10 protein-coding genes and 1 pseudogene are annotated in these 14,587 nt (G+C 43.8%); all 11 read left to right on the top strand.

What is annotated here, in order from left to right; genetic code table 11:
• Positions 1-36 precede the first annotated feature (36 nt).
• Positions 37-1,383 (top strand): glycoside hydrolase family 30 protein, encoded by a 1,347-nt coding sequence (locus AC1VOR_RS15415; RefSeq protein WP_482618966.1) that lies wholly within the window; start codon positions 37-39, stop codon positions 1,381-1,383.
• Between the two features lie 35 nt (positions 1,384-1,418).
• Positions 1,419-4,640 carry a cellobiose phosphorylase gene (locus tag AC1VOR_RS15410; RefSeq protein WP_482618964.1) on the top strand — a complete coding sequence of 1,074 codons (3,222 nt, stop codon included), beginning with the start codon at positions 1,419-1,421 and terminating at the stop codon, positions 4,638-4,640.
• A gap of 263 nt (positions 4,641-4,903) precedes the next feature.
• The gene (locus AC1VOR_RS15405; RefSeq protein WP_482618963.1) at positions 4,904-5,269 is read left to right on the top strand and encodes a hypothetical protein; all 366 of its coding nucleotides are present in this window, start codon (positions 4,904-4,906) and stop codon (positions 5,267-5,269) included.
• Between the two features lie 75 nt (positions 5,270-5,344).
• Positions 5,345-6,439 (top strand): ABC transporter permease, encoded by a 1,095-nt coding sequence (locus AC1VOR_RS15400; RefSeq protein ID WP_482618962.1) that lies wholly within the window; start codon positions 5,345-5,347, stop codon positions 6,437-6,439.
• Between the two features lie 5 nt (positions 6,440-6,444).
• Complete coding sequence (locus AC1VOR_RS15395) at positions 6,445-7,695, top strand: ABC transporter permease (RefSeq protein ID WP_482618961.1); 1,251 nt, start codon at positions 6,445-6,447, stop codon at positions 7,693-7,695.
• Positions 7,692-8,384 (top strand): ABC transporter ATP-binding protein, encoded by a 693-nt coding sequence (locus tag AC1VOR_RS15390; protein WP_482618959.1) that lies wholly within the window; start codon positions 7,692-7,694, stop codon positions 8,382-8,384. The genes AC1VOR_RS15395 and AC1VOR_RS15390 overlap by 4 nt, the downstream gene beginning before the upstream one ends.
• Positions 8,385-8,484: 100 nt before the next feature.
• Positions 8,485-8,751, top strand: a pseudogene (locus tag AC1VOR_RS15385) (hypothetical protein); the annotation flags it as partial.
• Positions 8,752-8,765: 14 nt separating this feature from the next.
• Positions 8,766-9,257, top strand: coding sequence for a HEAT repeat domain-containing protein (locus AC1VOR_RS15380; protein WP_482618957.1), 492 nt, complete (start codon positions 8,766-8,768; stop codon positions 9,255-9,257).
• A 227-nt stretch (positions 9,258-9,484) separates the two neighbouring features.
• On the top strand, positions 9,485-10,075 hold the full coding sequence (locus tag AC1VOR_RS15375; protein WP_482618955.1) for a hypothetical protein: 591 nt from the start codon (positions 9,485-9,487) through the stop codon (positions 10,073-10,075).
• 244 nt (positions 10,076-10,319) lie between these two features.
• Positions 10,320-10,724: a DUF4279 domain-containing protein gene (locus AC1VOR_RS15370; RefSeq protein ID WP_482618953.1), complete on the top strand. Its 405-nt coding sequence runs from the start codon at positions 10,320-10,322 to the stop codon at positions 10,722-10,724.
• 646 nt (positions 10,725-11,370) lie between these two features.
• Positions 11,371-14,574, top strand: coding sequence for an RHS repeat domain-containing protein (locus tag AC1VOR_RS15365; RefSeq protein ID WP_482618952.1), 3,204 nt, complete (start codon positions 11,371-11,373; stop codon positions 14,572-14,574).
• Positions 14,575-14,587: the final 13 nt, after the last annotated feature.

The following is a 14,587-nucleotide window of genomic DNA, read 5'->3' as shown; positions in this document are numbered from 1 at the left end:
ATTACGGGGAAATGAAAACGAAGGAGGGCTTGTTGGATGGCAAAATGGACGAAGGTGCTTACGACACAGAATTCGGGTGAACGCTTAAGTCTCCAGGGGGAGTTGGAGGTGCGGGCGGCTGATGCTAATGCAACGGGGAAGGCGAGTATTCAGGTGGATGCAGGAAGAACCTATCAGACGATTCTCGGCTTTGGCGGTGCCTTTACCGAGGCGGCGGCTTATACCCTGTCGCGAATCAGACCGCAGCAACGGGAAGAGGTGCTGCGTCGTTATTTTGATCCGGTGGAGGGGCTTGGTTATACGTTAGGCCGAGTGCATATCCATAGCTGCGATTTTGCGTTGGAGAACTATACGTATGTGGCTGACGGTGACGACGAACTCAAGAGCTTCGATATTGCCCGCGATCATAAGTGGGTCATCCCACTGATTCATGATGCGGCCCGCACTGCCGGCCAAAGCATAACTATGCTGGCTTCGCCGTGGAGCCCGCCCGCCTGGATGAAGACGAATGGGGATATGAACCATGGCGGACAGTTGAAGCCGGAATACCGCGAGGCGTGGGCTCTTTATTACACCAAATTTATCAAAGCTTATCGCGAAGCGGGCGTGCCGATCTGGGGCATCTCGGTCCAGAATGAGCCAGCGGCGGTACAAACCTGGGACTCCTGTATTTATAGCGGGGAGGAGGAACGGGATTTTGTCCGTGATTACCTGGGCCCAGTTATGCAGCGTGAAGGGCTGTCCGATGTTGGAATCCTGGTGTGGGATCATAACCGCGATCTGATGGTGGAGCGGGCCTCTGCCGTGTTGTCTGATCCTGAAGCGGCCAAATATGTGTGGGGTACGGGCTTTCACTGGTACGTCAGCGAAGACTTCAGCAATGTCGGCCGGGTTCATGATTTGTTCCCTGACAAGCATCTGCTGTTCACGGAGGGCTGTCAGGAGGGGGGCGTCAAGCTGGGCGCCTGGTTTACGGGGGAACGGTATGGACGTAATATCATCGGAGATCTTAATCACTGGAACGAGGGATTCCTTGATTGGAATCTGGTTTTGGATGAGACGGGTGGGCCGAACCATGTTGGGAATCTTTGCGACGCGCCAGTCATTGCCGATACTGTAGTCGGTGCGGTTCATTATAATAGCTCTTATTATTACATTGGGCACTTTAGCAAGTATATTCGCCCGGGTGCAGTAAGGCTGGGGCTGGATATGAATGCATCTGCACTGCTCAGCACTGCCTTCCGTAACATGGATGGAAGCGTAGCTGTCGTTGTGCAAAATGAAAGCGAAGAGGCTCAGGCGTTCTCCCTGGAATGGGGGAGTGAGGGCGTTCAGGAAGTTTTGCCCGCTCACTCGATTGCGACTTATATCATTCAAGCTTAATTGCTTAATTTATTATAGAACGGAGGAACAAACGAATGTCTAGTTATAGCTTCGACCAGAATGCATTTATCATCGATCAGTATGACCGGGCCAAGCCCTTCTCCAGCTTCCTGCCAGGGCTTGCCGGATTAAAAGGGATTCCCATGTGGACGTTCTACGTCAATCGAGGGCAAGGAATTTGCAGCTTCGGAGTGCGAGATAAGAACAGTCCAATCATGGAGTTCTCACCAGCCAGCATTACGTATCAGTCCGTGGCGATGAAGGGCTTCAGAACTTTTATCAAGGTGGCCGGGGGTGGGGCGATTTATGAACCTTTCCAGAGCGCATTTCCCGATTATGCGGCTGTCCGCAGCATGCGTATTCTACCCAATGAGCTAGTGATATCTGAGGTGAACAAGGCACAGGGGCTGGAACTGAAAATCACTTATTTTCAAGTGCCCAACGATGACTATGCGGCATTGGTTCGCCAGGTTGAAATTACGAATATTTCCGATACGCGGGTAAGGCTGGAAATGCTGGACGGATTGCCAGAGATTCTTCCTTATGGCGTAGAGAACGCCGGGTATAAGGAAGTTGGGAATTTGCTGCGAAGCTGGATGGAAGTGGGGAATATGGACAAGGGTATCCCTTATTATCGCGTCCGTTCCAGTACCCATGATGAGGCTGAAGTCAGCGAGGTGCAAAGCGGACATTTCTATCTGTCCTTTGGCGATGATGGCCGGCTAGTGCCTACGATAGCTGACTTCTCCGTGATCTTCGGTGACAATACGTCACTGGCGTATCCGGAAAGGTTTGCATCCGAGGGACTGTCTACACTCATAGCGGAGGCTCAATACTGCACCAATAAGGTGCCCTGTGGATTTTCCGCTTTGCAGGCGGAGCTTGCCCCGGGGGAGAGTCGGCACTTGTATACGCTAATTGGGCATATCGACAGTGTGGAGCGGTTGAATGCCAAGGCAGCATCGCTGACCAATCCCGCTTATATTGCCGCAAAATATGCCGAGGCGGGAATGCTTACGGAAGAGCTAACGGCTGACATTGCCACGAAGACGGCTTTGCCGTTATTTGATGCCTACTGCAAGCAAAGCTATCTGGACAATTTCCTGCGCGGCGGCTATCCGTTTATTTTTGAGAACGGGCGGGAGGGGTTTGTTATCCATCTCTATTCCCGTAAGCATGGTGATCTGGAGCGGGATTATAACTTTTTTTCGATAGCCCCGGAGTATTACTCTCAGGGGAACGGGAACTTTCGTGATGCAAATCAGAATCGCCGTAATGATATTTATTTCAATCCTCGGGTCGGGACGTTCAATATTCGCACGTTCTTTAGTCTGATTCAGGCGGATGGCTACAATCCACTCTCGGTAGAGGGGACCAGCTTCTGTGTACCGGAGGAACGCAGTGGAGAACTGGAGATTTTCCTGAACAAGGCGGTGACCTCACGCCACAAGGAACTGGCAGAAATCTGCCGGAATTCGTTCAGACCTGGCAACATTATCTCCTATGTCATCTCTAGCGGGACTGGGCTTAACGTCAAGCAAGAAGAGCTATTAAGCGGGATATTGTCCCTGGCCGAGCAGCATATTGAAGCTTCCTTCGGGGAAGGGTATTGGTCCGATCATTGGACGTACAATATGGATCTTATTGAGACTTATCTTGATGTCTTCCCGGATCGTAAGGAAGGGTTGTTATTTGAGGAACAGGACTATACGTTCTTCGATAGCCCAGCTCGGGTACTGCCGCGCAGCGAGAAATATGTGCTTAGCGGAGGCCATGTTCGCCAGTTCGGTTCCTTAGTGCATGATGAAGAGAAGCTGAGCCGATTGGGACTGACCATGCAGGATACGAATTGGCTGAGAACAAGCCAGGGTAAAGGTGATATCTACCGTACGAACCTGATTGCGAAGCTGGTCGCGCTCGGACTGATTAAGTTCGCCACCCTAGATCCTTATGGCATGGGGATTGAAATGGAAGGCAATAAACCGGGCTGGAATGATGCCATGAACGGCTTGCCAGGCTTGTTCGGTTCGGGGATGAGCGAGACCTACGAGGTACAGCGGCTATTGCGGTTCGTGCATCAAGTATGCCTGGAGCATCGTGAACGCGAAGTTGCGTTGCCAGAAGAGCTGGCCGAACTGTTGAAGGAGGTAAGCTTGCTGCTGCAAGATCATCTGGCTGGAGCGTCGAATGCTTTTACCTATTGGGATCAAGTCGCTGGAGCACGTGAGCGGTATAGGGAGGCCATTCGCTTTGGTATTCGGGGAACAGAGCAAAGCTTTGAATTAAGCGCACTTGTAGATTTAACGGGCCAAATGCTAGAGAAACTTGACCTAGGCATTCAGCAGGCGGTTGAACTTGGAAATGGGCTGACGCCAACGTATTTTGCCTTCGAAGCAACTGAATTTGAGGCGGTTGTGAATGAACAAGGAGAGCCGGTCATGAGCGGTTATGGCTTGCCCAAGGCTATAGTGAAGGCTTTCCAAGCTCGTCCGTTGCCACACTTTCTGGAAGGCCCTGCTCGCTGGATGAAGGGAGTCAAGGACCCAGCGGAGGCGAAGCGGGCATACGAGCTGATTCACAGCAGTGATTTGTTCGACAAGAAGCTGGGAATGTACAAAACATCGGTCAGCCTGGACGAGGAAGGACATGAAATCGGGCGAATTCGCGCCTTTACTGCGGGCTGGCTAGAGCGGGAATCGGTGTTCATGCATATGAGCTATAAATATTTGCTGGCGCTGCTCAAGAGCGGTCTGACGGATGAATTCTTTGCCGAGATCAAGACTTCGCTGGTCCCCTTCCTTGATCCGGCAGTCTATGGACGGAGCACGTTGGAGAACTCCTCCTTCATTGCTACGAGCGTCAACCCGGACCCGGCTACGCACGGGCGTGGCTACGTGGCCCGGCTGAGCGGCTCTACGGCAGAGTTCCTTAGCATGTGGGTTACGATGATGGCTGGTCAGAAAATTTTCAGCGTTCAGGATGGAGAATTGCAGCTACGATTAAGCCCATTGCTACCCGGCTGGATGTTCGACGAAGCAGGCAAGGTATCCTTCCGGTTCCTCGGTGGAACCGAGGTGACGTACCATAATCCAGCGAAGAGAAACACGTACGGGGATGAGGCAGTAACCGTTCAGCGGCAGACCCTGTACCAAGCAGATGGACAACAGGTGGTAATTGAAGGCCCAGCCATTCAAGGACCAATGGCTGAAGCCGTACGTAACGGGCAGGGTACCCGTATTGAGGTGGAGTTGGGTTAGTATAGCAATGATATGTTTATTTAAATGAAAGAACTCTGAGTTCCTGGCTTGTTGTGGCTGGGGAACTCAGAGTTTTTTTGCATTTTTTTCTCCTATTAACTCTATTATTTTCTGTTAAAAATCATTACTTAAAAATATATTTTCGGAAATGTTATATCTATGTAAAATTGTAAAAATTGTAAAGTCATATTGTTATATGTATTTTAATTAGTTAATATTTGGATGTGGCCACAAATATATGAAAAGGAGTAGGTTTAGAATCCATGAAGAGTCTATTTAAAAAATTCATAGTTACTCTGGGGCTTACTGTATGTACAGTAGGAGCTATATCTGCCGTTTCATTTGCATCCTTCAGCTTTGATTCATACGCAACTACCACAGGCAGTGGTGGAAGATTTATTGTCACTGCGTACACTGCTCAATCTAATGAACCCTTTATTAAATCGCTATATGTCTCGGCAAGAACCAATGATGGTACTTATGAAATACGTAGCAAAGAGGCCTCTCCAACGGATCAGGTAACCCTTATCATGACCACAGCAGGAGCATCTACTAATGGAACTTCTTGGCACGAATGGGTCAGTGCAGTGGATGAAGCAACTCGTACCAAAAGCATAGATTTCCGCTGATCCTTTTTCTGATACTATCCGAAACGTGAATAAGGCAGTTGCCTTATTCACGTTTTACTTACTTTGGAGGAAAACATGCGACAGGTCTTTAACGATATATGGATAAACAAAAAGGTATTCACGATGCTGTTTATCGGTTTTCTTTTAACTATCTTGCCAATTCTTATTGCATTCTCGACCCAAGATTACTACGACAAAATATACTATTATTCTAAAAACGGAAAATTTAAACATAGCTATTCTCTAACCCTGACAAATATCAATCTAATTGACTATCGTTCACTTCAAGCCATTGTCAAAAAAAGCACGACAGATACTAGCGTCATTACTAATAATCTTTCGGCCTTTCATCCAGAGTTAGGCACGATACAGATCATTGGAATACTTAATGATTGGTCACCTCCCTTATTAGAAGGTGCTGCTATAAATCCCGAGTCGTCCAATGAAATAATCACGGGAACATTGATTTCAAAACAAGTAGGTGCATTAGAGTTATTCAACAAAAAATATGATGTCACCGGGATTGCTGGTGATAATATCGGAAAAGAATCCATATACGTGTTTAACTACACGATGTTCACATCTCTTGAGGGGTTACCTGATGTAATCAAGTATGATATTCAACAAAAAAATATGCTTGAATTGCTGTTCAGATCAGACCACAATCCAAAAAACGAAATCCAGCAATTTGTTGATCAATTACAGCTTACCTCTCCAGAAACCAAAATAATGGTTAAGGATATTTCAGATTTATATAAGAAAGAAAAAAAATCAAGGGTGGGTGTGAATGAAGTACTGAGTTATCCATATAAACTTTTTATTATTTCGCTGATTAACTGCATAAATATAAGTTATTTGTGGATTTACTTGAAGAGAAAAGAAATCTCGTTACGCAAAGCTTTAGGAGCTAGCTACTTGCAACTTATCGTATTTCTTTTCAGTCAATTGCTTGTGTGCGCGGTGTCGGCATCCGGCTTTTCTTTTCTCATTCAATGGGTGCTCAGTCTTACAGGTCTTCCAATTGTAGATGCCACAAGCTACTATGTGCAACTCAATTTCAAACATATTGGCCTTGGCACTTTGATCACCCTTGTCGTGGCAGTTATCACTGCAATGATCCCATTTTTGCATATTCTCAGAACGGAACCTGCCAAAGCATTAAAGGAGTAGATCCAATGTATAGACTAAAAGATGCATTCAAAGCGTTGAAAAATAGATGGGTTATTTCTGTGCTTTTGCTTATCCAGTTTACTTATGGTTTATCTACCATAACTGGAAGCAGCAATATTTTTTTAAACCTGTATGACATGAACTATAAGTCCCTATTAGATCTGGAAAGCACATATGTTGTTGTTCCTGCCAAGGGAAGCGTTTCTGCGGAAAAGATAACCCCAGAACAGGTTGAGAAGATATATCACCAATTGGAGCAACATCCTGATGTGATCTCTTTGGGGACATATGCAGAGGAGATTCTGCTATTAGATACCTCCCTAATTCAGGACCGTAAACTAGTTAATTCACTCACCAGAAGTTCTATGACATCAGGATTAAGCGAACCCTTTATTACAGGAATAATTATTGATAATAACTATAATCAGCTACTGAAACAGAAGGGGATTAGGGGCATTAGAGGATTTAACAAGGAGGATTTTTATAAAAAAAACCATGATAAAATCCCAATTTTGATGGGATCCTTCTTTAAGTCGTATTATAAACTAGGCGATCTTATCAATAATCAGTATGAGATTATCGGCTTTTTACCCGATAAATATTTAGTATATAATAACACCTCCAATGTTTACTTAAAGCTCAACAAGGCATTCATCATGCCCATGGCTACCGATCGTTACAATAGTGATAACGCAATTGCCTCAAGGTTGCGACAGACAACGATTCTGACACTGAAACCAAATCCGAATCTAGAGGAATTAAATAATATATTTAAATCTAACCAGATAAACCTGAATCTTAAAAATTTAGGTGAGTCTGTGGAGCAAAATATTGAGGAAAATCTATATCTTGAAACATTCCAAACCATACTAGGACTAGCGTTTGTTTTATTTTCTATAACCGGAATCGTTATTACTACAATCGTATCAATTATGATCCGAAAACGAGAGTTTGGTATTAAACTTGCTTTAGGTGAAAGCTCACTGGGTATTTTGAAGCAAATTATGATTGAAAATGTAGTTATCGGATTTGTAGGCTTTGGATTGTCAATGCTTCACTTTAATTGGAAATATAGAGAACTACTTCAATTCTCCAGTGAACTGAATATGCTTAGTCCGCTAGACTTTAAATTAAATGGTTCTATTCTATTTATCATTTTTTTAGTCTTTGGGTTTATTATTACCGTTTCCAGTTTTTTAATCTATTTGTACATTCGAAAGCAGAATTTGAAATCGCTTATTGGAGGTATGGAATGATAGAACTCATTCAATTAAAAAACATAACCAAAATATATGGCCACCATTCCAATGGCGCCCCAGCCCTAGAAAATATCAATTTAACAATTAATGGTGGGGAGTTAATCGCCATCATGGGCCCCTCTGGTTCTGGTAAAAGTACCTTACTCAATATATTGGGGTTCATGGATCATCCTACTAGAGGGGAATACTTTTTTGATGGGCAGCCTTTACAAGGGGCTGTATCCCGCCATACCCATAAAATAAGAAATCGGATGATTGGTTTTGTCTTTCAACATTTTGCCTTGCTCAAGGATTACACAGTCCAAGATAACGTTGTACTACCACTGACCTATCGAAAAGGAAAACATAAAGAAAGGGTAGCCAAGGCAAGACAATACCTTGAAAAAGTAGGGTTAGCATCACATTACCTGAAAAAGGCTAATGAATTGTCTGGGGGACAACAGCAACGGGTTGCCATCGCTAGAGCATTAGTGGGAGAGCCCTCGTTAATCTTAGCTGATGAGCCTACAGGTAATTTGGACAGAAAAACGGGTGAAGAAATTATGGACCTCTTACAACAATTGCACGATGAAGGCAGAACGATCATCATCGTGACCCATGATGATGAGGTGGCCAAGCGATGCAATCGAATCATCAAATTAGTTGACGGAAAAATTCATACGGACGAAAGTGAACGCTCATATTGAGTTAGCACTTCTGATAATTGGCGAATTGCTTGTTTCCAGTGATGGTACTACACTGGCTATAGACAAGATTGAAAAATAGTCGCGAGAAGCAACCGTTTATAACTTTGAGGTTAAGGACTTTCACTCTTACTTTGTACCCAATCTTGGAATATGGGTACATAATTGTGCCAATAAGAATAAAGGTAACGAGTTTAGAGGGGGAAGTAAAAAAAATCGTGATAACTGTATGGATATAATGATAAGGAATTTCAAAAGTGGTGGCATAGAGAAGGAAAAGGGTTTTGGTGGAAATGATATCGACAATGCAGTTCAAGCAAAAGAGGTATATAACTATTGGGTTTCACTTGGTAAACCTAAGGTCAAATAAAGGGAGCGATTAGAATGCAATTAAGAGAACTTGAGAATACTATCGCTACCAATAATTTTGCGAAGGCAAAAGAGATACTAGCGCAGATTGGGGAACAAAAAGACTATGAAGTAGTTCCATTTTTAATACATCATCTACTAAAGACAGATAGTAATATTTTAAGAAATGCCATTGCTATAACATTATCTGATATTGGAAGTAATGAAGCTATCGAACCACTGTTGAGTATGTTAAACAGCCCAAAAACTTTAGGTTCTAGAGGTACTTTACTTTATGCTCTAGAATCATTTGATTGTTCAATGCATGCTGAGTTTATTACTGGTCTGCTAACTGAGGGCAATTTTGAAGTGAGTAGACACGCTTTTATTATACTCTCATCCATGGTATCGAAAATGGAGGGGCAAATGAAAGAAAAATGTAGACAGAAGATACAAAATAAGATTAATGATCTCCAAGAAGAACTTGGATTTCTTTCAGAGTCAATGGAACTTTTTATGAATAAATAGCGAGTAGATTTGGCGCAATTTTTATTACATTGAGTATAAATAATAATCGAGACCTTGGGTGTATATTCCTTCGAGGTCTTTCTCTCCCCCCTACTCAGTGCCGAATAAAGCAGGCTGATGAAATTTATAAGGTTTACATCAGTGGTGCAAACGAAAGTAACACTTTACCTAACTGGGATGTGTTAAGAAAATGATGAATAATCAGGTGGAAATGAACAAAAAAGTAGGTGGATCGTCTGAGAGGATTTGGTAACAGTCAAGTTTTTTCAATAAAATATGAGTGTACTAACAACCCCTATGATGAAATAGGAATTATCGGTAACTCATGGGGAGTATTTGAACTTTGGGTAAATGGGAAAGAACTTTGTAGATTCTTAAGAAATAATCAAGAATGTAATTATGAATGGAACTTAATTTATTTAGTAGATTGGATAAGTCAGAACCTAAATAATATTTTACATGATGAGGAATTCCCTCTACCTGTCAATGGTAAAACTACGTTAGAATTATTGATAAATAGTAGCGAATTAAATTCAGATAATGATGATGAGTTTGATGAGTGGTTTAGCGCAAAGCAAGATTGGGAGTTTAAGCATTCATGGATTTCTAGTAGGGGAGGGTCTTACTTACCTGGGATTTACTTTAGAAGGAATGGCGAGCAGATTGAAATTTCTTGGGACAACGACGGGATATATAATGATGAGGTTTCATTTCCCTACATGACTGGCGTAGAATATGTTCCAATTGAAGTTTTTGAAGCAGTTGTGAAAGAATTCATTGGTGATTTTTTAAATTATGAAGCAAAATCTAACAGATAGGATTAGTTTTGATAAACTAATCAGTAAATTAATTTGTGGCTTAATAAATTATATATAAGAATTAGTACTGTTTTAACCTTGATTGGCTTTATGCTTCTCAAGGTTTCTTTTTTGGCGGGGGTACATAGACCTTGTAAATTGAATCAAACTACGGGGTTTTAACCAATTAAGGTGAAGAGGCCGATAGATTGAAGGAATTCCAACAGGGATACATTAAAGATTAAAAAAGGAGAAGCATGAAGCTATGCTAGATGTTACGAACATAAAAGTTGATTTTGTCATAATCGGTGAAGATTTCACTAATAATGACATTTCTAATATTTTGGAAATTAGGCCAACTGAATACTATTCAAAAGGTGATAAAGTAGAGAATAAAAATCTTTATAGGAAGGAAACAGCATGGTCTGTTAGTACGGGATATGAACCTTCACTTGATATTAATAAACAATTGTCAAAGTTAATATCTCTTATAGAAAATAAAAAAAAGAACTTGATTCACTTAAAACAAATTCATAAGGTGGATTATAAATTCTGTATTGTAATAAGAATTGAGCAAAATCAATCACCATCGGTGTATTTAGATTCTCACACAATATCATTTGCAAATGAAATACAAGCTGAGTTTGATATCGATTTATACATATTCTGATATCATTGTACTGGATTTTTGGGGTAAAGGTCTCTTCTATCACCACAGAATGTCAATAATAGGGTTCTAACACCAGTTAAATAGTTCGAAAGGAGAAAAATACATGGTAGATCTTAAAATAATTTTTACTGACAATACCGATTTAGCTGAATTTGAAGCTATTAACAAGGGATATAGAAACGACATTTATGTAAAAATTTCTAACAAGGTCTATAATCTTAGATTTTATTATCTTGTTAGGCTACAGCAAGATTTTAAGAGTGAACTTTAAGAGTATGGGTATTACTCCATCGAGCCTAATCTAGTACTAGTTAAAGAGGTTAGTAGAGAGTGTATATACCTAACTGTTGAAAAACTTTATGAGCAAAAGTTTGTTGAGGATTTAAAGCCAATTGATGATCCTAGGGTTATTAATTTTTTTGATTAGAAATATAACACATATGGATTATTACGAAACCTAGAACGTTACATCAGTTAAAGGGAGCCCTAAATTTAAATTTAGGGCTTCTTTTTTTAGAGCTTGTCCCTGTTGAACAAAGAAGTTGGATTTTTTTATTGGTTCATAATCCCTATTTATCAACTATTTTGAATCTCCGATAAAGGGGGTGTAAGCAAAATACGGAATATGGAAATGGAGGAAAAGTGTATGAGGATCAAGAAAGCGCTGCTAACTTGCCTGGCATTAGTTCTGGGGCTTGGCAGCTTGGGTGTGGCGCCACAGTTAGCGGTGGGGGCGCCCAAGTTAGCAGCAATTCCGACGGCGGCGGTGTATCGGTCTGTGGCGGACGTTGTAGCTGGCAGATCGTTCTTAGCGGCCCAGCCAACGGTGACGGAGGCTGCGTATACGACGGTGACGGATAGCGTTTATTTGATGGCCGACAAAATCGAGCTGGTGATCTATCCTGGCCAAAGTGTACAGTTCACCAATGATACGAACAAGCTTGTATCCGTGACGACGGATGCCAGATCTACCAACGATATCCGCTATGATTACGTTGCCTACAATGCCGATGGCAAAGTGAGTACTGACGACATGGCCCATACCAGCAGTGCCAGCGTATACAGCAAGGGTGGGACCACAGTAATCACCGTGGATTATACCTCGCCCTTGACCGTCAGCTTCAGTCCAGAGCTGACGTATTCCTATTCCCCGGTTCCTGCTCTGCTTAAGAAGACATTGTCCAAGGGGGAAAGCTACCTATTTTCCAATCAGGCCTACGCTTCCCGGTCAATTATGAGCGATGCGACCGCGGCGAACGGAAAACGATACGATTACGCGGTCTATAAGGAAGATGACACTTTGGAGAAATCTAGCTTTGAGGTTTCTGCTAAGCCTAGCTTCAGTGTAGGAGATACTATCATCCTGACTGGAGCTTCGGATGAGCCCGTTACGGTCGCTGTTCCATACGAAGGCTTCTATGGTTATGAGACGGACGAACCTGCTTATGACAGTATCTCTTTATCACAGGGCGAAAGTTACATATTTACCAATGTAGGAACCAAGGCGGACCGGGTAGAGCACTCCGGAACAACCAAGGATAAATTCGATTACGTCGTATACAACGAAGACGGTACAGAAACCTCTAGAGGCAGCAACACTTCTACAATGCCGCAGGTGGCTGTGGGCAGATATGTCGTGCTTACTTTGATTACCGAAAATACGCTTCGGGTAGGGGCACCTTATCGTACCTTCATGGGAGGAGATCGGGGGGATGATGCGATTAGCCGAGTGACCCTGTCTCCGGGAACCTCCTATATATTCACTAACCATGGGACCCTGACCAATCCGGTGAACAATAATGGGAGAAAGGTAGAGGGCTCTTACGACTACACGGTCTATGCGGCCGATGGCAGCTATTATTCGCAGGGGTTTGACGCCATCAGCACGCCAAGACTGCCAGCAGGCGGTTTTGCTATTATTACGGTGCAAGGTGCGGCGGACATCACCTTTGATTATACGGATGACTTTACGGCTGAACCTAGCAGTGAGCCCTCGCACTTCCGAGTGACGCTCTCGCAAGGGGAGAGCTATGAATTCCGCAATATTACAACTAAACTTCGTACGCTTAGAACCAATGCCAGCTCTGGTAATCGGTTTGATTGGGTGGAATATTATCCGGACGGAACACAGCAGGGCAAGAAGGCCAACACCTACACTGATCCGCAAGTATCAGGCGGCAATTCCATTGTAGTTACGGCTGTCTCCGCTCCCGTCACTTTTGGTGCCAATTATCGATTGTTTTCTTGGCAGGACAAGCCGGGCGAAGCGATTTCCAAGCAACTTGTTGGCTTTGGGGAGTCCTATCAGTTTGCCAATCGTGGCTCCAAAAACATCACTATCAATAGCAATGCACGCGATTTAGGCGGTCATTTTGATGTGGCGGTCCATGACGATGATGGTAGCGTGCATAGCGTGGGCTTTGAGGACACGGGGAACGTTGTGATTCCAGCAGGTGGCTACGCAATCATCACGGGCCAATCTACAAGTGCAATCACGATCTCCTATACGGATGCCATTAGCGTAACACCTGCAACCCATCCGGCCTTGCTTCGCGCGAGTGTAATGCCAGGATCGTCTTATACCTATAAAAATATCAGCGGTGAAATGGAATTCTTGTATAGTAATGCTTCCGCTAGCGTACCGTTCTCTTATGCAATCTATCGCCCGGATGGCACTCTGTATAGTGAGGGTTCCAATCGTTATTCTTCCGTACAGGTATCCGCAGGGTACTCCATCACCGTTACTCCACTCACGGCTTCAATCACATTCGGTGGCGTGTATACGGCCTTTACAGGCACACCAGGGGGGAACCCGGAGAATCATCAGGTGACTTTAAGCAAAAATGAAAGCTACGTATTTACCAATCTGCAGCCAGACACTCAAACCTTGAGCAGCGATGCACAGGCAAGTCAAGCTTCGCTGTATGATTATGCGATCTACCTGCCAAGCGGGGCCGTGGACAAGGCGAATTTCGATCAGGATGGTAACCTCTCCGTTCCCGCCGGTAGTCAAGCCGTCATAACGGTGACAACGGACAGACCCGTGACCTTCACTTATGGTCAGGCGTTCCAGGCTAGTCCAAGCCTAGAGGCTGCGTTATTGAAGCGAGTGCTGGAGCCGGATGATCGGATCGGGTTCAAGAATAATAGCAGCTTTGCCGAAAAGCTGATCACTAACGCGAGCCTATCCGGAGGTCGATACTTCGACTATACCATCCTGGATGCTAGTGGAACTGTTGTGCGTGAAGGGGAGCAGACCGCGACCTCGTATAATATTCCTGCTGGCGGGACGATAGAGCTGAAGACAAGTTCATTGAATTCGGTACTTTTTACCGCACCTTATCGCAATTTTGAATTCGTGGATGTACAGGATTATATCTTTGAAGAATTGCCACACCGTCAGGTGCTTTATGTATACAAAGGAGCAGGACAAGACGGATATTACCGCTTCCTGGCCCCTGAGGCGGGACGTTACCGCTTTGCTACCAAGGAATTTAGCGGCATGACCCTTGACCCGGTTATAACATTGTATAGCGAGCCGAATCTGCTCCATCCTTTGGCTTCTACGGAGGATGAGGATGAATCATTCGGGATTGATCATACGGTACTGGAGGTGGACCTGGAAGCTGGACAAGCCTATTACTTGAAGCTATCCGAGAAGAACGCCCTGCCTCTTGAACTTCAATTCATGGTCTCCATCATGACACTGGCCCCTGAGGCTGCATACGATTACTATCCCGATGGTCGGTTGACGCAGATTGTATTCCCAACGGGAGATAAGCTGATTTATGAATACGATACTAAAGGAAATTTGCAATATCGTACGAAGAAGGTCTTTCCATTCCAATAATACAGCTAATGCA

This window comes from Paenibacillus sp. 1SOY10 (genome assembly GCF_056836745.1).
Note: the sequence above shows the minus strand (reverse complement) of the source record. Positions and strands in the feature narration are given on the sequence as shown.

Bases quoted from the DNA above. Each gene is read 5' to 3' on its own strand.
- AC1VOR_RS15400 (WP_482618962.1), top strand. From the start codon at position 5,345: ATGCGACAGGTCTTTAACGATATATGGATAAACAAAAAGGTATTCACG.
- AC1VOR_RS15365 (WP_482618952.1), top strand. From the start codon at position 11,371: ATGAGGATCAAGAAAGCGCTGCTAACTTGCCTGGCATTAGTTCTGGGG.
- AC1VOR_RS15390 (WP_482618959.1), top strand. From the start codon at position 7,692: ATGATAGAACTCATTCAATTAAAAAACATAACCAAAATATATGGCCAC.
- AC1VOR_RS15410 (WP_482618964.1), top strand. From the start codon at position 1,419: ATGTCTAGTTATAGCTTCGACCAGAATGCATTTATCATCGATCAGTAT.
- AC1VOR_RS15380 (WP_482618957.1), top strand. From the start codon at position 8,766: ATGCAATTAAGAGAACTTGAGAATACTATCGCTACCAATAATTTTGCG.
- AC1VOR_RS15415 (WP_482618966.1), top strand. From the start codon at position 37: ATGGCAAAATGGACGAAGGTGCTTACGACACAGAATTCGGGTGAACGC.
- AC1VOR_RS15405 (WP_482618963.1), top strand. From the start codon at position 4,904: ATGAAGAGTCTATTTAAAAAATTCATAGTTACTCTGGGGCTTACTGTA.
- AC1VOR_RS15370 (WP_482618953.1), top strand. From the start codon at position 10,320: ATGCTAGATGTTACGAACATAAAAGTTGATTTTGTCATAATCGGTGAA.
- AC1VOR_RS15395 (WP_482618961.1), top strand. From the start codon at position 6,445: ATGTATAGACTAAAAGATGCATTCAAAGCGTTGAAAAATAGATGGGTT.